19 protein-coding genes are annotated in these 18,341 nt (G+C 71.7%); 5 read left to right on the plus strand and 14 right to left on the minus strand.

Going from position 1 to position 18,341, the window contains the following annotated elements; genetic code table 11:
- The coding region (locus AOK00_RS23035) for a mechanosensitive ion channel family protein (protein WP_254047467.1) at positions 1–1,138 on the minus strand (1,138 nt) is incomplete at its 3' end.
- 158 nt (positions 1,139–1,296) lie between these two features.
- Between AOK00_RS23035 and AOK00_RS23040 the strand changes: the two genes are divergently transcribed.
- Positions 1,297–1,521: a DUF6458 family protein gene (locus AOK00_RS23040; RefSeq protein ID WP_055602201.1), complete on the plus strand. Its 225-nt coding sequence runs from the start codon at positions 1,297–1,299 to the stop codon at positions 1,519–1,521.
- 143 nt (positions 1,522–1,664) lie between these two features.
- Here the strand turns inward: AOK00_RS23040 and AOK00_RS23045 are convergent, their stop codons facing one another.
- The gene (locus AOK00_RS23045) at positions 1,665–3,563 is read right to left on the minus strand and encodes a cellulase family glycosylhydrolase (RefSeq protein ID WP_055602202.1); all 1,899 of its coding nucleotides are present in this window, start codon (positions 3,561–3,563) and stop codon (positions 1,665–1,667) included.
- Positions 3,564–3,768: 205 nt separating this feature from the next.
- Between AOK00_RS23045 and AOK00_RS23050 the strand changes: the two genes are divergently transcribed.
- The gene (locus AOK00_RS23050) at positions 3,769–4,707 is read left to right on the plus strand and encodes a RimK family alpha-L-glutamate ligase (protein WP_079042146.1); all 939 of its coding nucleotides are present in this window, start codon (positions 3,769–3,771) and stop codon (positions 4,705–4,707) included.
- Positions 4,708–4,786: 79 nt separating this feature from the next.
- On the opposite strand, the gene AOK00_RS23055 is transcribed toward AOK00_RS23050, so the two are convergent.
- The 4 genes from AOK00_RS23055 to AOK00_RS23070 all read right to left on the minus strand — a co-directional run bounded on the left by AOK00_RS23055 (position 4,787) and on the right by AOK00_RS23070 (position 7,133).
- Positions 4,787–5,053, minus strand: a complete 267-nt coding sequence (locus AOK00_RS23055) for a hypothetical protein (protein WP_055602203.1) — start codon at positions 5,051–5,053, stop codon at positions 4,787–4,789.
- A 116-nt stretch (positions 5,054–5,169) separates the two neighbouring features.
- Positions 5,170–5,379 carry a hypothetical protein gene (locus tag AOK00_RS23060; protein WP_055602204.1) on the minus strand — a complete coding sequence of 70 codons (210 nt, stop codon included), beginning with the start codon at positions 5,377–5,379 and terminating at the stop codon, positions 5,170–5,172.
- A 4-nt stretch (positions 5,380–5,383) separates the two neighbouring features.
- Positions 5,384–5,938: a DUF5994 family protein gene (locus AOK00_RS23065; RefSeq protein ID WP_055602205.1), complete on the minus strand. Its 555-nt coding sequence runs from the start codon at positions 5,936–5,938 to the stop codon at positions 5,384–5,386.
- 163 nt (positions 5,939–6,101) lie between these two features.
- A complete protein-coding gene (locus AOK00_RS23070) occupies positions 6,102–7,133 on the minus strand; it encodes a hypothetical protein (RefSeq protein WP_254047468.1) in 1,032 nt (343 codons plus the stop codon).
- Positions 7,134–7,468: 335 nt separating this feature from the next.
- Between AOK00_RS23070 and AOK00_RS23075 the strand changes: the two genes are divergently transcribed.
- Entirely contained in the window at positions 7,469–8,899 is a 1,431-nt protein-coding gene (locus tag AOK00_RS23075) for a tetratricopeptide repeat protein (protein ID WP_055602206.1), read from the plus strand.
- Positions 8,900–8,984: 85 nt separating this feature from the next.
- Here AOK00_RS23075 and AOK00_RS23080 read toward each other — a convergent pair whose 3' ends face one another.
- Entirely contained in the window at positions 8,985–10,532 is a 1,548-nt protein-coding gene (locus AOK00_RS23080; RefSeq protein WP_055602207.1) for an MFS transporter, read from the minus strand.
- A 186-nt stretch (positions 10,533–10,718) separates the two neighbouring features.
- On the opposite strand from AOK00_RS23080, the gene AOK00_RS23085 reads away from it, so the two are divergent.
- Positions 10,719–11,783: a right-handed parallel beta-helix repeat-containing protein gene (locus AOK00_RS23085; RefSeq protein WP_055602208.1), complete on the plus strand. Its 1,065-nt coding sequence runs from the start codon at positions 10,719–10,721 to the stop codon at positions 11,781–11,783.
- 52 nt (positions 11,784–11,835) lie between these two features.
- Positions 11,836–12,885 carry a methyltransferase gene (locus AOK00_RS23090; RefSeq protein ID WP_055602209.1) on the plus strand — a complete coding sequence of 350 codons (1,050 nt, stop codon included), beginning with the start codon at positions 11,836–11,838 and terminating at the stop codon, positions 12,883–12,885.
- A gap of 94 nt (positions 12,886–12,979) precedes the next feature.
- On the opposite strand, the gene AOK00_RS23095 is transcribed toward AOK00_RS23090, so the two are convergent.
- From AOK00_RS23095 to AOK00_RS23125, 7 genes are all read right to left on the minus strand, one after another.
- Positions 12,980–13,312: a TcmI family type II polyketide cyclase gene (locus AOK00_RS23095; protein WP_030324548.1), complete on the minus strand. Its 333-nt coding sequence runs from the start codon at positions 13,310–13,312 to the stop codon at positions 12,980–12,982.
- Between the two features lie 60 nt (positions 13,313–13,372).
- A complete protein-coding gene (locus AOK00_RS23100) occupies positions 13,373–13,852 on the minus strand; it encodes an SRPBCC family protein (protein WP_055602210.1) in 480 nt (159 codons plus the stop codon).
- A gap of 2 nt (positions 13,853–13,854) precedes the next feature.
- Positions 13,855–14,115: an acyl carrier protein gene (locus AOK00_RS23105; RefSeq protein WP_055602211.1), complete on the minus strand. Its 261-nt coding sequence runs from the start codon at positions 14,113–14,115 to the stop codon at positions 13,855–13,857.
- A 24-nt stretch (positions 14,116–14,139) separates the two neighbouring features.
- A complete protein-coding gene (locus AOK00_RS23110) occupies positions 14,140–15,387 on the minus strand; it encodes a ketosynthase chain-length factor (protein WP_055602212.1) in 1,248 nt (415 codons plus the stop codon).
- Positions 15,384–16,652 carry a beta-ketoacyl-[acyl-carrier-protein] synthase family protein gene (locus AOK00_RS23115; RefSeq protein ID WP_055602213.1) on the minus strand — a complete coding sequence of 423 codons (1,269 nt, stop codon included), beginning with the start codon at positions 16,650–16,652 and terminating at the stop codon, positions 15,384–15,386. Before AOK00_RS23115 ends, AOK00_RS23110 begins: the two co-directional genes overlap by 4 nt.
- The gene (locus AOK00_RS23120; RefSeq protein ID WP_055602214.1) at positions 16,649–17,119 is read right to left on the minus strand and encodes a cupin domain-containing protein; all 471 of its coding nucleotides are present in this window, start codon (positions 17,117–17,119) and stop codon (positions 16,649–16,651) included. The genes AOK00_RS23115 and AOK00_RS23120 overlap by 4 nt, the downstream gene beginning before the upstream one ends.
- Before the next feature lie 65 nt (positions 17,120–17,184).
- Positions 17,185–18,306: a SchA/CurD-like domain-containing protein gene (locus tag AOK00_RS23125; RefSeq protein WP_055602215.1), complete on the minus strand. Its 1,122-nt coding sequence runs from the start codon at positions 18,304–18,306 to the stop codon at positions 17,185–17,187.
- Positions 18,307–18,341 lie beyond the last annotated feature (35 nt).

Genomic DNA, 18,341 nt, shown 5'->3' on the forward strand with positions numbered 1-18,341 from the left:
CCGGGGGAGTGTCCGCCGGCCGGACGGTGTAGCGGGCGGGCCGGCGAAGGCGTCGCTCCCGCGCTGTCCTGGCGTGCTCCCACGGCTGGTCGAAGGCGTCGGCCGCGGGAGCGGTGACGACCTTGGGGAGGGCGCCCGGGTGCTCCCGCGCGAGCCAGCCGACGAGTTCCTCCCGTACGGCGCAACGAGTCGTCCACAGGTCGTCGGCGTCCTTGGCCGTCACGATCGCCCGTACCGTGATGCCGGTCGGCGAGGTGTCGGTGACGGCGAGGTCCCAGCCCCGCCCGTCCCAGGTGCCGCACGTCGCGAGGAACTCCTGGAGGTGCGCCCGTACGAGCGCGACCGGTGTCGAGTGGTCGCAGTGGACGAACACCGACCCCGTCATCTCCGGGCCGCCGCGCGACCAGTTCTCGAACGGCCGCGAGGTGAAGTACGAGACGGGGAGCGTGACGCGACGCTCGTCCCAGGTCCGGACCGTGAGGAAGGTGAGGGTCACCTCCTCCACGACGCCCCATTCGCCGTCCACGACGACGGTGTCACCGATGCGGACCATGTCACCGAACGCGATCTGGAAGCCGGCGAAGAGGTTGCTCAGCGTCGACTGGGCCGCCACACCGGCCACGATGCCGATGATGCCGGCCGAGGCGAGCAGGGACGTGCCGAGGGTACGGAAGGAGGGGAAGGTCACGAGGGCCGCGGCGGCGGCGAGCACCCCGACGGCGACGGCCACCACCCGCATGATCAGCGTGACCTGGGTACGGACCCGGCGGAGCCGGGCGGCGTCGCGGGAACGCCCGGCGTACCGCGCGTACGAGGACTCGACGACGGCCGCGACCGTCCGTACCGTCAGCCACGCACCGCCGCCGATCAGGCACAGCAGCAGGACACGGCTCACCGCCTCCGCGTGCTCGTCGAGCGGCCCCCGACCGGTTGCCGCCATCGGGTACGTCCATTTGAGCAGGGCGGCCACGACGACGACGTACAGCGGCGTGCGGCAGCGGCGCAGCAGCCCCCACAGCGGGGTCTCCGGATGCCGCGCGTCGGCGAACCGTGCCACCAGATCCGCCGCGCGGCAGACGACGAAGGCCGCCAGCGCCGAGCCGCCGACGGAGATCGCCAGGCGAATTACGCTCTCCATGTGCTCCCCAGTAGATGAGTCGAACAGGCTCGTTCCGTTCGCCTCACCGCCCGCGAGACCGCCAAACATCCGCTGAACCTCCGGCCTCCGGACGCCGAGGGGGTGAAAGTCACGGACCGGGGTACGCGAGGACCGTCCGACCCCACAAGGGAGGAACCATGGGTCTGGGAGTCTGCATCGTCCTGATCGCCGTCGGAGCCGTACTCACCTTCGCGTCCGACTGGCAGCTCGAAGGGGTCAACCTCGATCTGGTGGGGCTGATCCTGATGGCCGTCGGCATCATCGGTACCGCCGTGTACACGAGCATCCTGCGCCGCCGCCGGGTCGTCGTTCCCCCGGTCGCCCCGACGGTGACCGAGGACGAGCGGCGGGGCCTGCACTGAGGCGCACGCCGGGTCGGCCACACCGGCCGGGCGGCTACGGGCCTGAGGCCCGTAGCCGCCCGGCGGACGCCTGGACGCGCTCGTCCGGTGTCCGCCGCACCGAGCCACCGTCCGCGGGGAGGCGGACTACGGCCGGCCGGTCCTCACAGGGTGCGGCAGAGGAGGGCGGCGGGCTTGTTGCCCCTCGCCCAGGCGCCGCTGTGCGCGACGCCGGCCGCGTACTCGTCGCTGCCGCACTGGCCCTTGTGGTGGCCGAGGGCGAACTCGCCGCCGGGCGTGCCGGCGGGACGGTTGTCGCCGCGGTCGAACCAGAGGGTGCGGCCGGTCTTCGGCAGGGCACGGGCGGCCTCGGTGCACAGCACGGCGGACACGGCCCGGCCGCGGAGGCTGTAGCCGACCATGAACTGGTTCGTGGGGCACTGGAACTTGGTGTATCCGCCGGCCCAGTCGCCGTCGGAGACGTGCCGCTCGTCGGTCACGACGGTGAACGCGCCGGTGGGCGCGGCGAGTCCGCGGGCTCCGGTGTCGGTGCACAGACCGCGTCCACCGTCGTGGGAGAGCCCGACGATCCGCTCGCCGTCGGGGCAGGCCGCCTTGCGGGCGCCGTTGTCCCAGTCGCCCTTCGCGCGGGCGCGGAGGGACTGGACGAAGTCGGCGTGGTCCGTGGTGAGCATGTTCCAGGAGTCGGCGACGGGCACGGCGCCGGTCCTGCCGGGGGAGTCGACGAGCCGCTGCCAGTGCGGGGTGCGCCAGTCGTCGCCGTCGAGAACGCCGGAGCGCCGGCCCTGGCTGTCGTAGTCCAGCAGCTTCCACCGTCCGTGGCCGGTGAAGCCGACCGCCGGCCAGTAGGCGAAATCGACGTCGAGCTCGATGAGGTGGTCGACGAAGTTGGCGAACCAGGTCCGGCCCTGCGGGTTGGTCTCGTCGGCGCCGATGCCGAACTCGCTGATCCAGACGGGCGCGGTGTAGTGGCGCCGGGTGTCGTCGGCGACGAAGGTGGCCTGACGCCGCAGGGTCTGGAACAGCTCTTCGCGGGGGAGCTCCTGGTAGCGCCAGTCGCTGGTCTCGCCCGTGCCGGTCGCGCCGGTGTGGTGGGGTCCGGTGTAGCCGTAGAAGTGGGCCGAGTAGACGAGCTTGTCCGACGCGACCAGGGTGTGGGAGAGCTCGCGGGCCGGTTCGAGGGTGGGCCGCCCGTGCGGGGTGAGGTCGGTGGGTATGCCCTGCCAGTTGATGCCCTCGACGATGACGAGGAGGTCGGGGTTGGCCTCGGTGAGCAGCCGGTCGCCGACCCGCTGGGAGGCGGCCCACCAGTCGTGGTCGTTGCCCCAGCCCCAGTTGGCGTCGTCCGTGACCGTGCGGCGGACCTCGTTGTAGAGGTCGGCGCCGACGACGCGCTTGTCGTTCTTGTAGCGCTTGGCGAGGAAGAGCCAGTCGGCCTCCCACCGCGCGGTGGACTGGCTGGTGTTCCAGCGCTCGTTGCCGTCCAGTCCGCAGCACCAACGGGAGGTGTTGGTGTGGTTGTTGAGGATGACCGCGAAACCTTCCGCGGTGGTCGCCGCGATCACCGCGTCGAAGACCTGGAGCGGGGTCCTGCCCTTGAGGGCCGGGTTGGCCGCGACGGCGGCGTCCGGCACGGCCCGCTGGTCGCGCAGCATCTCGTTGGAGAACGGCAGCCGGACGCTGTTGGCGCCGAGCCGGTGGAAGTCGGCGAGGATGTTCGCGAGCGGGGCCCGGTCCAGGCCCAGGGGTATCTGGTCGGACTTCTCGGCGTCGTGGTGGGCGGCGGGGTCGTTCACGTCTCCGGTGCCGTTGTACGAGCCCTGGGCACCGTGCCAGTTCACGGACTTGAGCTTGAAGCGGTCGCCGTGGGCGTCCACGACGTAGCGGCCGCGGGTGCTGAGCGGCGGCTGCCAGCTCTCGGCCAGCAGGGACCCGGCGGACGAGGGCGTGGGCGCGCTCGCGCGGGCCGGTACGGCGGTGGCCGGGGCCCCGCCGACGATGAGGGCCGCGGCGAGCGCGACTCCCAGCAGTGACGTTTTCATGACGGCCTTCGGTGGGGGACGGGTGGGAGCCGTGCCGCAGCATGTTCGCGTAAACACCACGTGGCTGACAAGACTCCGTACCCACAAGTAACCCTTTTCCGCGGTCCGTTGCCCCGTGGTTCACCGTCGTGACCACCGTGAACTGCTTCTCGGTCGCCCTATCATCTGTCGGGACCGGCAGAGGGCCGCGAACGAAGGGACCGGCATGTCGTCGGTGATCGAAGCACGTGCGTGGCTGCTGCTGTGTCCTGGGCTCAGCCGCGGGACGGAGGGTGCCGCCGGCGGAAACCCGGGCCCCGTCACGTCCTCGCTCATCGCCTCCTTCGCCGCGGAGATGGGGCACCGGGCCGCGGTCGTCCACAGCAGTCGGCTGGTGCTCGGCGTGGAAGGCGGACGGCTCACGCTCACCGACACCGGCGGCAAAGCCGTCCCCGCGCCCGCCGTGGCCTACGCCCGTCTGTCGACGCCTCAGCTGTCCGCCGACAGAGAGGGCACCCTGCTGCGGCACCTGGCCATGATGGGCACGCGGCTGATCAACCCCGCCGAAGCGGTCCTCGCGGCGGTGAACAAGTTCTGGCACCTGCAGCGGCTCGCGGCCGCGGGTGTCCCCGTCCCCGACACCCGCACCCACACCGACGCGCCCCTGGAACACGTACTCGACGTGGGAGTCCCGCGGCCGTGCGTGGTGAAAGCCGTGCGCGGGCACCGGGGCCGACGGGTCTTCCTCGCCGCCGACGACCAGGGGCTGCGAGCGGTGGCGGGCAGTCTGGACGACCGGCACCCGTATCTTCTTCAGCGGTACGTCGCCCACTCCCACGGCCGTGACCTGCGCGTCATCGTGGTCGACGGCCGGGCCGTGGCCGCGGCCACGCGTACAGCGGGTGACGACCGCCTCGTCTCCAACCTGGCGCAGGGCGGGACCCACACCGTCTGCACCGGCCGGTACCCGGACGCGGAGGCGCTGGCCGTCGAAGCGGCGACGGTCATCGGCCTCGGCGTCGCAGGCGTCGACCTCCTCTTCGAGGCCGACGGTTCCTTCATCGTGTGCGAGGTGAACTGCAATCCCACCTGGCGCCCCGACATGCCCGGTGTCGCCGAAGCCATCGCCGTCGCCTGCCGCCGCCGTCTCGAAGCGGCGGGCTGAGCGCCGCCGCCCCGGCGCGCGGACGCGACGGCGTCCGCACCGCTGAGGGCCGTCGGGTGCGAGGAACGGCCGACGCTCCTCACACCTCGTCGACGTGGGTGCCGGTGCGGGCGGACGGTCTGCTGGTGGCGAGCCAGGAGTGGGTGGGTTCCGCGGCGGATCCGGTGTCGACGGTGAGATGAAGCCGGGTGCCACCTTCGGGAACGGGGTAGCTGCGCTGTTCCGCCCCGGCGAAGGAGCGGCGGATCACCTCGGCGACGGCGCGGGCGGCTTCGGGGGTGGCGGCGACGATCCGGATCTCGGCGTGTCCGGCGGAGGGCGGGAGCGCGGTGTCGATGGGATACAAGGTGGGTGGTCCCTTCACGTGCGGGTGAGAGGCCTGGCGGGTGGGTTGTCCCGGGTGTCGGGTGCCCCACCCGCGGCCTCCCGTCGGAGGAGTGGTCCGGGGTGATCAGGGGGCGGTCACGGCCAGGTGCCCGTGAGCCGGCGGCGGGCGGCCTGCTCGGTCGGCGTGCGGTGGCTGTGGCCGGGGGGCCGGCGGATGGCCGGGAAGGGGTCGGCGAAGTGGTGGGCGGCGATGCGTGCGTCGTGCTGGGCGTTGAGCCGGTGGATCAGGCGCGTGCCGAGCGCGATCAGCAGGGCGATCGCGGCGATCGTGATCAGGGTCTCCATGACGTCACCTCCGCGGGCTTCCCGGCACGGGGATCATCCGTGCGCCGACGACCGGGTGCCGGAGCGCCGCCGGGGCGGCCCCGCCGTCGGTCTCCCAGTCGTTCTCGCTGCTGCGGGCGTCGCGCATGCGGCGGCCGGTCGCGGTCTCGTCGGACATCAGGGCACCGGCGGTGAGGACGCTGCCGGGGAGGGCGGCGGCGGTCATGAGCTGGGCGGCCGCGGCGGGTTCGGTCTCGGGCGGGATGACCAGAAGGTCGCAGCGGCCGACGGAGTAGGAGAGGAGGATCATCTTGTCGGGATCCTGCTCGGTGAACCAGCCGACGTGCACGGTGTGCCCGGTGACGGCGGCCTTGTGCGGGACGACGGGCCAGCGGGTGGGGTTCACGGTGACGCGTGTGATGCGTCCGTATCGCCCCTCCAGCGCGTCGACCAGGGGCGGAAGTTCGGCGGCGAGGTCACGCGAGCGAGGCCACCAGGCGCCGTCCAGCAGGCCGGCGAGGGTGGTCTTCGGCGTCAGCGAAAGGCGCGCCGAGAGTGCGGGTGCCAGGGCGGTGGTCATGACTGCGGACCCGTCTCCGGGCCGCCCTGCAGGGCGGCCCAGTGTCTTGATCGCCGGAAACGACGTCCGCGTGGGAGCGGGTGTTCGAGTTACTCCCGGTACGTTCAGCGTACTCCGCCCGGCGGTCGGACCACGACGCCCCGTGGTCCACGGTGGGAGCGCCTCAGCGTCGCAGCGCTGTGCGGAGCGTGAGTCCGTGGTCGCGCCGCAGCCGGTACAGCTCCCAGCACGACAGGGCCGTCACCGTGACGGGAGCGCCGAGGATGAAGATCACCCGGGCGCCCGGCGGGACCTGCGCGTAGCTTCCGGTGATCAGATCCAGGAGGGCCATCTCCCACACCAGGACTCCGGCGAGGATCGGCGGCAGCACTTCGTGGATGTCGGCAGTGCGGAACACGTGCACCAGTGACAGTCCGATGCCGTAGAGCGCGAAGCCGATCGACCACAGGAACAGCACGACGATGATGATCCTGCCGGGAAGCCCCACGGCGTCCCGCAGGCCCGCCAACTCGGGGGCCATGGAGAGGGCGGAGGTGCCCATGGACGCCATGATGGCCAGTACCGAGCCGAGGGGACGCAGTGTCCTGCGCAGGTACACCCGGCGCAGGCCGTCCCGTGCGGCTGCCACGAAGGCGCCCACCACGACGGGGAAGGTGCAGACGAGCACCAGGACGCTGGTCCAGCTCTGGTCGAGGCGTTCGCTCGCCACGCCCTGGACGTCGTCGGCGCTCGCGATGGCGTTGTAGGTGACCATCAGGCCCACCCAGGCGGCGAGTCCCAGCCCGGTCCGCCACAGCTGGAGCTTGCGGACCTCCGGGTCGATGACGATCCCGGGGCGTGCGGGGCGGAAGGTCCGCTGGGCGGCGTACAGGGGGTTGTAGAGGCCGCGCAGGATGCTCCGGGCCCGCGAGGGCTCCGGGCGCGGAGGCGGGACCGGGGCGCCGGTCGGCGGGTACGGGTAACCCGGCGGGGGGCCGGACTGCGGGTACGCGTATCCCGGCGGAGGGCTCGACTGCGGGTACGGGTAAGCCGGCGGAGGACCGGACCGCGCGTACGGTTGCCCCTGCGGCGGACCGGTCGGGGAGTTCGGGTGTCCCTGCGGCGGCACCGGAGACGTGTAGGGGCGTCCCGGCGGTGGGCTCGCGCCGCCGCTGCCCGCCCCGTCGCCGTACCCACCGCTGCTGTAACCGCTCATGCCACGTACCCCCGATGTCCTGCTCGTTCGAACCCAGGCATCCTAGGGGGTCGACGCGGAGGGTCGGCGACCGACGACAACGCGGCGAGGTGCGGTGCAGGACGCCGCGAGCCCGGCCGGTCGGCAAGACACCCCCTGTGCCGTGGACGCCCGGCGGCGGGGCGCGGGCCGGGTACGCGCCGCCGGTGAAACGACGAGGCAGATCATGGCACTTCGCCAGGTCGCGCATGTCCGGGTGGCGCCGGACGCTTCGGTGGTGGCTTCATGAGGGGGCGGTGGCGTTCGTGCCGCCGTGCTTCCCGTCCCACCCCGTCGACGCGCCGAGGTGATCTCCGATGGTGACAGACCGGTACGGCAACCCGTTGCACGAGTGCACCCGGGAGACGGCCGCGCACCTGGACCGGGCCGTCGAGTCCCTGCTCCACTTCAGCCCCGAGGTGGAGCAGGCCGTCGACGACGCTCTCGACAGCGCGCCGACCTCACCGGTCGCCCAGTCCTTCGGGGCCTATCTCGGGGCGCTGGGCACGGAGCCGGGCGACGCCCTCGCCGCACGGCGGCGCTTCGCACGGTACGCGGCCGGCGTGGACGTCTCGTCCCTGCCCGTGCGGGAGCGTCTGCACGTCGCCGCGGCCGGGGCGTGGCTGGCCGGAGACCTGCTCCGCGCCGGCGGGCTGCTGGAGGAGTTGTCCCTGGAGTGCCCGAGGGACGCGCTCGCCCTGGCCGTGGGGCACCAGCTGGACTTCTTCACCGGTGACTCGGTCCGCCTGCGTGATCGCGTCGGTGGCGCCCTCTCGGCGTGGGATGCCGCCGAGCCTCATCGTGGACTGGTGCTGGGCATGTACGCGTTCGGGCTGGAGGAGTCGGGCCACTACCGCCTGGCCGAGGAGGCGGGGCTCGCCGCGGTCGAGCAGAACCCCCGCGACGTCTGGGCGATCCACGCCGTGGTGCACACCTACGAGATGCAGGGACGGGTGTCGGAAGGCATCGGCTACCTCGACGCGCGCCGCGACGACTGGGCGCGGGGCAACTACCTCCACGTCCACAACTGGTGGCACTACGCCTTGTACGCCTTGGAGGCGGGCGACACCGGCACCGCCCTGAGCATCTACGACGCCGCCCTCCACAACGACGCGTCGGCCGGGCTGGCCATGGAACTGCTCGACGCCGCCGCGCTGTTGTGGCGGATCCGGCTCGCGGGAGGGGAGTCCGGCACCCGCTTCGCGGCGCTCGCCGACGCGTGGGCCTCGCGAGCCGATCCCCCCTTCTACGCCTTCAACGACGTGCACGCCGTCATGTCCTACGTGGGGGCCGGGCGGCTCGGGGAGGCGGCGCGGCTCATCGCCGACCGACGGCGATGGCTCGCCCAGGAGGGTCCGGACACCGTCACCAACCGGCGGATGACCGCGGACATCGGTCTGCCCGCGTGCGAAGCGCTGGTGGCGCATGGACAGGGGAAGCACGTCACCGTCGTCGAGCTCCTGTGGCCCCTTCGCCGTAGGCTGCACGAGTTCGGCGGCAGCCACGCCCAGCGCGACGCGCTCCAGAAGACCCTGCTCGACTCCGCGCTCGGCTCTGGACGGCACGATCTGGCCCGTGCGCTCATCAGCGAGCGGATCGGGCTCCGGCCGGACAGCTCGTACAACTGGGCGGCTCGGGCTCGCCTCGCCGACGCCCTGAGAGACGCCGCCCTGGCCGCCGTCGCTCGCGACCAGGAGAAGGTCGCGGCCGCGGCAGCGGCCGCAACCCTCCTTCCCTCGTCCCGGTGATCGTGGAACCACGCTCACCGCGCACCGGAGCGGGCAGCCGTCCGGCAGCGGTCGCGCGACGTCACGCGTCATGGGCGGCCCGCCGCTACAGGGCGGCGTCCGCTCGTGTCTCCTGACCGGGTGGGCTCGCGCCCGCTTCCCGCTTCCGCCGCTCGGCGCCGCCCGCCGGGACGCGCACTGTCGCGACGACGAGCAGTGAGGCCACCGCACCCAGCGCCGCCGCCACGACCAGCACCGCGTTCAGGCCGGACGCGAACGCCTCACGGACCAGGTGCCCCATCTCGGCGCGTTCGCCCTCCGGCCAACCCGCGACGATCGACCGGGCCTGTCCGCCGCTCAGAGCGGCGGCTGTCCCGTGCGGGTCCGGGACACCGCCGTCGGCCCTCAGTACCCTCTCGATGCGCGACTGGAAGATCACGCCGAACACGGCGATCCCCAGGGCGAAGCCCAGCTGGCGGAAGGTGTTGACCGCACCGCCCACCATGCCTCCGCGCTCCGGCGGCACCGTGGCCAGGGCCGCCGCCGGCAGACTCGGTGTCACGAGCCCGACCCCCAGACCGGAGACGACGAGACCCGCCACAAGGCTGCCGCCCGTGGACCCCGCGTCGAGGGTGGCCTGCATGCCGGATCCCAGGGCGATGAGCGCCAGGCCCCCGCCGATGGACGCCCGGGGCGGCCAGGGCCCGAAGCGGCCCGCGAGAGCCGAGACGAGAAACGCGGAGGCGCACATGGGCAGGATGTACAGACCTGCTTCGAGGGGCTCGTACCCCAGAACGGACTGCATCCACAGCGACTCGAACAACAGATGGGCGAAAGCGGCGCCTTGCAGGAACAGGGCGCTGACCATGATGCCGGTGAACGACGGCCTGCGGAACAGCGACAGATCGAGTACGGGGTGCTCGTGCCGCGTCTCGGCCACGACGAAGAGGGCGACGGCGACGGCCGCCACCGCGAACAGGCCCAGGGTGAAGGGTGCCGTCCAGCCGTCGGAGTGGGCTCGGATCAGCCCGAACGTGAGAGCCCCGCTCGCCACCGTGAAGGTGACCACGCCGAGGACGTCCGCACGCTGCCGGCCCTCGCCCTTGGCCTCTCGCACCGAGCGCAGGGTCAGCACGACGGCGACCAGGCAGACCGGCAGGTTGACGAAGAAGATCCATCGCCAGTCCAGGTACTGGGTGAGGAGTCCGCCGACCATCGGCCCGGCCGCCGCGGCGACCGAGTTGGTGGCGCCCCACACGGCGAAGGCCACACCCCGCTCCCGGCCGCTGTAGTGCATGCCGAGCAGGGCGATCGTCGTACCGAACATCCCGGCGGCGCCCAGTCCCTGTACCGCCCGGGCGCCGATCAGCACACCCGCGTTCGGAGCGACCGCGCACGCCACCGAAGCCGCGGTGAAGACGGTCAGTCCGACGAGGTACACCTTCCTGCGGCCGATCCGGTCGGCGCGGGAACCGACGCCGAGCAACAGCGACGCCAGGGCCAGGGCGTAGATGTCGACCACCCACTCCACATCGGAGAGCGTGGTGTCGAGGTCCGCCGCCATCGCGGGCAGCGCCACGGTCACGATCGTGACGTCCACCAGAAGCATGAAGGTGCCGAGACAGACCGCCGCCAAGGGCCACCACTTGCGCATCCGAACCCCTTCCCTGCCCGCCGCACCGAAGAGGTGCCCCCGGCGGCCACATGATCCACGGTGGAGCGGTGTTTCCGGCCGGGACCCGCGCGCCACGCCCATCGCGTGGACCGCAGGGAGGTATGCCTAGGTCCGCCTGGAGGATCAGCGGTGGCGGGCCCGGAGGCCCGCTCATAGCTTCGCCGTATGACCAAACGACAGATCGCCTACCTGGCATGCACCGTGACCCTCGTGGTCTCGGGTGTGGGGGCCGCCGCTCCGACGGCCGCCCACCGGACGGTGCACCGGGTCAAGCCCGGCGAATCGATCCAGAAAGCGGTGGACGCCGCGAAGCCCGGGGACACGGTTGTCCTCTCTCCCGGCACCTACCGCGAGAGCGTCCGCATCACCACGTCGAACCTGACCCTGCGGGGCTCGACCGTCTTCCCCACCGTCCTCGTGCCCGGCGAGGCCGCCACCGACGACACCTGTGCCAAGGCCGGCCACGGCGTCTGTGTGACCGGCACGGCCGACCGGCCCGTCAAGGGTGTCACCGTGCGCTCGCTGACGCTCCAGGGGTTCACCAAGAACGGCCTGTGGGCGTCGCGGACCGACCGGCTGAAGATCCACCGGGTCACCGCCCAGAAGAACGGCAACTGGGGCATCGCCCTGGAGCGGTCCGTGCGCAGCGCGCTGACGCACAACGTCGCCCGGGACAACGCCGACGCCGGACTGTTCGTCTCCAACACCACCGACACGGAGGCGGGCGCCGTCGACGCAGAGGGAACGGTGATCAGCCACAACCGCATGTCCGGAAACCGGATCGGCGTCACCGTGCGACGCCTCCGGAACCTGACCGTCGAGCGCAACGAGGCGACCGGGAACTGTGCCGCCGTGTTCGTGGTGGGCGACGAGTCCACGCCGCGCGCCGGGGCGATGACCCTGCGCCGCAACAACGTCCACGACAACAACAAGCACTGCCCCAAGACCCCCCGGCTGCCCTTCCTGCAGGGCTCGGGAATCGTCCTCACCGGCGCCGAGGAGACGCTGGTGGCGGAGAACAGGATCGTGGACAACGTCGGCGCCTCGCCGTTGTCGGGCGGCATCGTGCTCTTCAAGAGCTTCGTGGGCGCCCTCAACGAGCGCAACGAGATCCGCGACAACGTCGTACTCCGCAACGGCTCGGCCGACCTCGCCAACCGGGACACCGGCAAGGGCAACACCTTCCGCGGCAACACCTGCGGGGTCTCGGAACCCGCGGGCATGTGCTGACGGCCGGCTCCGCTTCCCCACTCACGGCACCACAGCACAGACAAGGCGACAGATGACCACTGTTGATCCGGTTCCCCCGACTGTCGAGCCGGCTCCTCCGCCGCCCATGCGGCTCAGGGAGCTCGTTTTCGGGGCGGCCTGCGCCGCCGCCGTACGCGCGGCCGTCCGCCTCGGCGTGGCGGACGCCCTGGGCGACACGCCCATGACCGTGGAGGACCTGGCGGCCGCGGTGCGGACCCAGCCGCGGACACTGCGGCGCCTGCTGCGCGCGCTGTCCTGCCAGGGCGTCTTCACGGAGAACCCCGACGGCACGTTCGCCCACACGGAGATGTCCCGGCTGCTGCGCGAGGACGACCCGCACAGCCTGCGGTACATCGCCCTGTGGTGCACGGAGCCGTGGACGTGGGACGTGTGGCCGAAGCTCGACGAGGCGGTGCGCTCCGGCCGCAACGCCTTCGAGGACGTGTACGAGAAGGAGTTCTTCACGTACCTCAACGAAGAGGCGCCCGAGTCCGCGTACGTGTTCAACCGGGCCATGACCACGTCGAGCCAGCAGTCCGCCCGGGACGTCGCCGACCTGCTCGATCTGCGGGGGGCCGCCTCCGTCGCGGACATCGGAGGCGGTCAGGGGCACGTCCTGGCGAGTCTGCTGGAGCGGCACCCCACCCTGCACGGCACACTGCTCGACCTTCCCGGGGTGGTGGAGAACGCCGACCCGCGCCTGCGGGAAGGCGGCTCGCTGAGCTCCCGGGTCCGCGTCGTGGCCGGCGACTGCCGTGCGGACATCCCGGTCCAGGCCGATGTGTACATCATCAAGAACATCCTGGAGTGGGACGACGACAGCACCCGCAGGGCGCTCGCCAACGTCCGCGGTGCGGCGCGCCCCGGTGCCCGCGTCGTCGTGATCGAGAACCTTGTGGACGACACGCCCTCGATGCGGTTCACCACCGCGATGGACCTGCTGCTGCTCCTCAATGTCGGCGGTGCGAAGCACACCCGGCAGAGCATGGTCGACCGGCTGACCGACGCGGGGCTCGTCATCGGCGAGATCCGCCCGGTCAACGCGTACCTCCATGCCTTCGAGTGCACCGTTCCCGCCTGACGGGAGCCAAGGAGGAAAACCCGAGGCCGCCCGCTCCGCGTCATTCGCGGGGCGGGCGGCCTCGGGTCTCTCCGTCGTGCGTACAGCTCGGGGATCAGGAACCGGCGTCCCGCTCCCAGCGGTAGAAGCACTGCGCCATGGCGTCCTTGGGGCTGCGCCACGTCTTCGGGTCGTACGCGCTGACGTACGCCGACAGCTTCTCGCTCGCGTCCCGGAACTCAGGGTGCCCGGTCAGCTTCGCGATGGCCGGCGCCGGGTCCTGGTCCGACTCGATGAGGTGCAGGTACACGTCGCCGAACTGGAACAGGCGACGCCGGGTGACGCCGACCAGGTGCGGGAGTTCACCGCGGTCGGAGGCGGCGAACACGTCGGCGATCGCCGGCGCCGAATCGGGCGCCATGCGGGCGACGATCAGAGCGTGGTGCATGGAGCTTCCTTCCTGGGAGTACGGGAGTGGGGGAGCGCGGGTGTGCGCGGCCGCCCGCAGTCAGCCGGGCAGCACCGAGGCGCTCCGGCGGTCGCGGGCGACCTGCTCGATGCGGTCCCGGATGAGTGCCATCTGCGTGCGCGAGTTGCGGTTGATGTTGTCGGTCATCCAGGCGTCGTCGACCGGAGCCTCGGGCTTCATCGCGAAGTCCTGTACCCAGCGCATGTGGACGCCGGCCGGTGTCTCCTCGTACTCCCACCGGATGTTCATGTGGTCGAACGGGCCGGTCTCGACGCGGTGGGCGCGGACGGTCCGCCCGGGACGGTCGACGGTGCGCTCCGACACCCAGCTCCAGACCTTCCCGGACTCGTCCGGGTGCATGGTCAGGCGGAAGGTGGTGGAGTCGCCCTCTCGGGAGAGCACCTCGAGGGAGGCGTACTCGCTGAAGAGGTCGGGCCACTTCTCGATGTCGTTGGTGATGTCCCAGACGAGGTCGAGCGGGGCGTCGATCGTGATGCTGTTGTCAGTGTGACCGGACAACGTCAGACTCCCGTCTTGAGGGCGCTGTTGACCATGCCGAGGAACTCGGCGGGTGTCTTGCAGCGCTCGGCGTCGGTCGGCAGGGCCACGCTGTACCGGTTCTCCAGCTCGCCGACGATCCCGAGCAGGCCGAGCGAGTCGACGCCGAGGGTGGCGAACGGCGCGTCCGGCGCCTTCTCCAGCTCCCGGGCGTCGACGGTGACTCCGGCGGCCTGCTTCATCAGCGCGGCGAGTTCGTCGAAGGTCAGTGCGGTGGTGATCATCTGTGCTCTCCTTCCCACCCGGTCCTACCGGGCGGTGTCGTCGCCGCGGCGCACGACCAGCGCCGCGTTGGATCCCATGAGTCCCCGGCTGAGGACGAGGGCCGTGCGCAGCTCGGCGGGGCGAGCGCGGGACATCACCAGATCGAGGTCGTGGCAGATGTCGAACACGTTGGGGGTGGGGGGTACCACGCCGTGCTCCATCGCGAAGACCGCGGCGGCGGTGTCCAGGACGGGCGCCCCGCAGTAGGCACGGCCGATGCCCGTCTTGGGCGCGGTGACGGGTACGCGGGCGGCGTGCGCCCCGAGGGCGTCGGCGATCGCCAGCGCCTCGGCGCGATCCGCCTCCGGTACGCCCAGGGCGTCGGCGAAGACGACGTCGATCTCCTCGGGGGCGCACCCGGCCTCGTCGAGGGCGACACGGATGGCGCGGGCGAGTCCCTCCCGGGACTCCTCCCATCGGGAGGCGCCGGTGAACGTGGCGCCGTGGCCGGCCACGACGGCCCGGACGGCCGCTCCGCGGTCGCGGGCGCGGGACTCGTCCTCCACGACGAGCATCGCGCCGCCCTCGGCCGGGACGAAGCCGCAGGCTCCCGCGGTGAAGGGCCGGTAGGCGCGGTCCGGGTCCTCGACGGTGCTGAGCTCCGGGTATCCGAGCTGGCACACCATCGAGTACGGGGCGAGGGGGGCCTCCGCCGCTCCGACGATCACGGCACCGGTCCCACGCCGTACCGCGCGGGCCGCATGGGCGATGCCGTCCAGGCCTCCCGCCTCGTCACTCGCGACCACACCGCACGGACCCTTGAACCCGCTCCGGATGGAGATCTGGCCGGTGCTCGCGGCGTAGAACCAGGCGATGGACTGGTACGGGCCGACGAACTTGGATCCCTGGCCCCAGAGCTTCTGGAGCTCTCGCTGGCCGAACTCGCCGCCGCCGGAACCGGCCGCGGTGACGACGCCGATCTCGAACGGCTCCGCGGGGTTCTCCCGGGCCAGGCCGGCGTCGTCGAGTGCGAGCTGGGCCGCAGCCATCGCGTAGTGGCTGAAACGGTCGGTCTGGACGAGGAAACGCTCCTCGATCAGGTCGGAGGCGTCGAAGCCCCGGACCTCGCCCGCGACCTTGAGGGGCAGGTCCTGGCAACCCTCGCGGGTGATCCGGTCCAGTACGCCGAGCCCTTCCCGGACGGACTTCCAGTACGCGTCGGCACGCAGTCCGTTGGGGGCGATCACACCGATGCCGGTGACGACCGCACGCCGTGGGTGCTCAGTGCTCATCGTGTCCTCCCGCCCGGCCCCGTCAGGAGGACCGCGGACTGGAAGCCGCCGAATCCGCTGCCCACGGAGAGCACGTTCCTGAGCTTCCGGGGGCGGGCGGTGCGCGGCACGTAGTCCAGGTCGCACTCGGGGTCGGGGGTCTCGTAGTTCGCCGTCGGAGGTACCACCTGGTGCTTCAGCGCGAGGACGCAGGCGGCCACCTCGATCGCGCCGATCGCGCCCAGCGAGTGCCCCACCATGGATTTGATGGAGCTCATGGGCGTGTCGTAGGCGTGTGCCCCGAGGGACCGCTTCACGGCGGCGGTCTCGTGCCGGTCGTTCTGCCGGGTGCCCGAGCCGTGCGCGTTGACGTAGTCGATCAGCGTGGGGTCGATCCGAGCCTGGTCGAGCGTGGAGTCGATCGCCCGGGACATCTCAAGGCCCTCGCCGGTCAGACCGGTCATGTGGTACGCGTTGCCGAAGGTGGCGTAACCGCCGATCTCGCAGTAGATGTGCGCACCGCGGGCCCTGGCGTGCTCGTACTCCTCCAGGACGAGGACGGCCGCGCCTTCGCCCATGACGAAACCGTTGCGGTTGTTGTCGAAGGGCCTGGAGGCGTGCTCCGGGTCGTCGTTGTCGGGCGACGTGGCCTTGATGGCATCGAAGCAGGCCATGGTGATCGGGGATATCGGGGAGTCCGACGCGCCCGCGATGCAGACGTCCGCCCGGCCTTCCTCGATGGTGTGGAAGGCGTAGCCGACGGCGTCGAGGCCGGAGGTGCATCCGGTGGAGACGGTCTGCACCGGGCCGCGGGCGCCGAACTGTTCGGCCACGACGGAGGCGAGCGTGCTCGGCGAGAAGGCCATGTGCAGCTTGGGGTCGGCCGCGCGGTGGTCCACGTCCCACCGCCGCCCGCCCTCGCTCACCAGGACGTAGTCGTGTTCGAGCCGGGTGGTGCCGCCGACGGCGCTGCCCAGGGAGACGGCGACGCGCCAGGGGTCCTCGGTGCCGGTGTCGAGTCCGGAGTCGCGGACGGCCTCCCCGGCGGCGACGACGGCGAACTGGATGTACCGGTCGGCGTGGCGGCTCAGATCGGGGTCGAGTCCGTGGTCCGCGGGGTCGAAGTCGCACTCGGCGGCTATGCGGGAGCGCAGCCCGACCGGGTCGAACAGGGTGATGCCGCGGGTCGCGGTACGGCCGGCGGCGAGCAGGTCCCAGAACGCCTTCGCTCCGGTGCCGCCCGGAGCGACCACACCGATGCCGGTGACGGCCACTCGCCGGGTCACTCGATGGCCCCGCTTCGCTCGGACACCTGTCCCGGGTCGCCCACGGTCAGGTGCGGGCCGGCGGCGGCGAGCTGCGCCTCGTCGGCGTCCTCCGTGTCGACGTGACCGAGGCTCGGCCGCGGGGCGAGCGGGCCCAGGTGGAAGACCATGCGTGCCTCCACGTCGCCCACGTTCCGGAAGCGGTGCCGCACGTCGATCGGGATCAGCAGTCCCTGATCGGGCTGGAGCGCGTACGTGTCGCCGTCCAGATCCACTTCCAGCGCGCCCGAGACGACGTACACGAACTCCTCGGAGTACGGGTGGTAGTGCTCGCCGATGCGCTCGCCCGGTTGAACGATGGCCAGGCCCATGAAGCCGCTGGTGGAACCCACCGTGGCCGGCGTGAGCATGGCCCGCAGGTCACCTCCCCGCCTGCGGTTGGGTTCCGTCTCGCTCAGGTTCACGATGCGTGGACGCTGCTTGAGCATGGTTGATACCTCCGGATGTGGCAGTGACGTGCTGGGAGCGACTGCGGCGGGGCCGCGACGGGCCGTCAGGAATCCGCCGAACGGTCGGTGACCGGCAGCATGTCGGCGTGCGACAGGAGCCGGTTGATGTTGCGCTCCGTCTTCAGGGAGCCCTCGACGCCGATCGCCGGGCCGTCGAGGAGGAGTTCCAACTCCGCGGCCTTCCCGGAGCCCTTGAGCCCGAGGGAGGCGACGGGGTCGAGGTCGAGCTCACTGGTGATGTCGATGAGGCGCACCACGATGTCGTCGCGCTGGAACACGGTGCTGCCGTACACCGGGCTGTCCGGATCGTCCGCCGCGGCCCGGTCCTGATCGGCGAGCAGCCGGGCCAGCTCCATCCCGCAGCCTTCCTTGGCCGGGTAGTACAGCGCGTGCCGTCGCAGGTCGGCCGGTGCCGGCCGGCTGGACACCACGTGCTGGACGGCCGGGAGCGCGGCCCGGGTGAAGAACACACGCGCCGACTCGGGGTCGGTCAGGTCCCGGTCCTGCTCCAGGTACGGGTTGATGGCCTCCTCGACCGCTCGTACCTCGGGCTGACGGGCCACGTGCCGGAGTGCCACGAGGAGGTCGCCCTCCACCTCCACGGCGCGCACGACGCGATTGCCGTGCATGAAGAGGGAGGTACGGCGCAGGCGCGTGGTGTCGTCGACCTGGGCCCGGGGTGACTGGTACCCGGCCAGGATCTCCGCCACCTTCGACTCGGAGCCCGGCTTGACGGTGAAGGTGAGGGCGTGGCGTGCCACACCGTCGCCCACGCGGGCGGCCACCTGCATGCCCGTCGACGCCGCGGCCCGCGAGGCCGGCTGAGCGGGACCGGTCTCCCGGAGGATGCTGTAGCGCATCGAACGGGTGTCCCGGACACAGCTGTGCATCGGCTTGACGGTTTCGACGTGCTCCTCGCTGTTCACCCACGCGAGGAACGGTGGCGCGCTCTCCCACTCGCTGGTGATGAGCCACTGCGAGGGGTTCTCGATGGACTGGCACAGCTGGTCACTGATGTGGCCGGGAACGGAGGCGACCTGCTTGCGCATGAGTTCGTACGCGTCCAGGAACTGCTGCTGAGCGCCTTCGTACAGGTCGAGCAGGAGGATCACCCGCAGCCTGGAGCCGTCGAATGCCGACTGCGAGATGCGTCCTGAGGGGGCCATCCGGCACACCTCTTCTCTTCTCGGTGGGGGACGGG

The sequence above is a fragment of the Streptomyces aureus genome, from assembly GCF_001418135.1.
Classification (GTDB): domain Bacteria; phylum Actinomycetota; class Actinomycetes; order Streptomycetales; family Streptomycetaceae; genus Streptomyces; species Streptomyces aureus_A.

Excerpts from the sequence above, each read along its gene's own strand:
- AOK00_RS23040 (WP_055602201.1), top strand. The coding sequence starts at position 1,297 with ATGGGTCTGGGAGTCTGCATCGTCCTGATCGCCGTCGGAGCCGTACTC.
- AOK00_RS23045 (WP_055602202.1), bottom strand. The coding sequence starts at position 3,563 with ATGAAAACGTCACTGCTGGGAGTCGCGCTCGCCGCGGCCCTCATCGTC.
- AOK00_RS23050 (WP_079042146.1), top strand. The coding sequence starts at position 3,769 with ATGTCGTCGGTGATCGAAGCACGTGCGTGGCTGCTGCTGTGTCCTGGG.
- AOK00_RS23060 (WP_055602204.1), bottom strand. The coding sequence starts at position 5,379 with ATGGAGACCCTGATCACGATCGCCGCGATCGCCCTGCTGATCGCGCTC.
- AOK00_RS23065 (WP_055602205.1), bottom strand. The coding sequence starts at position 5,938 with ATGACCACCGCCCTGGCACCCGCACTCTCGGCGCGCCTTTCGCTGACG.
- AOK00_RS23070 (WP_254047468.1), bottom strand. The coding sequence starts at position 7,133 with ATGAGCGGTTACAGCAGCGGTGGGTACGGCGACGGGGCGGGCAGCGGC.
- AOK00_RS23075 (WP_055602206.1), top strand. The coding sequence starts at position 7,469 with ATGGTGACAGACCGGTACGGCAACCCGTTGCACGAGTGCACCCGGGAG.
- AOK00_RS23080 (WP_055602207.1), bottom strand. The coding sequence starts at position 10,532 with ATGCGCAAGTGGTGGCCCTTGGCGGCGGTCTGTCTCGGCACCTTCATG.
- AOK00_RS23085 (WP_055602208.1), top strand. The coding sequence starts at position 10,719 with ATGACCAAACGACAGATCGCCTACCTGGCATGCACCGTGACCCTCGTG.
- AOK00_RS23090 (WP_055602209.1), top strand. The coding sequence starts at position 11,836 with ATGACCACTGTTGATCCGGTTCCCCCGACTGTCGAGCCGGCTCCTCCG.
- AOK00_RS23095 (WP_030324548.1), bottom strand. The coding sequence starts at position 13,312 with ATGCACCACGCTCTGATCGTCGCCCGCATGGCGCCCGATTCGGCGCCG.
- AOK00_RS23105 (WP_055602211.1), bottom strand. The coding sequence starts at position 14,115 with ATGATCACCACCGCACTGACCTTCGACGAACTCGCCGCGCTGATGAAG.
- AOK00_RS23110 (WP_055602212.1), bottom strand. The coding sequence starts at position 15,387 with ATGAGCACTGAGCACCCACGGCGTGCGGTCGTCACCGGCATCGGTGTG.
- AOK00_RS23120 (WP_055602214.1), bottom strand. The coding sequence starts at position 17,119 with ATGCTCAAGCAGCGTCCACGCATCGTGAACCTGAGCGAGACGGAACCC.
- AOK00_RS23125 (WP_055602215.1), bottom strand. The coding sequence starts at position 18,306 with ATGGCCCCCTCAGGACGCATCTCGCAGTCGGCATTCGACGGCTCCAGG.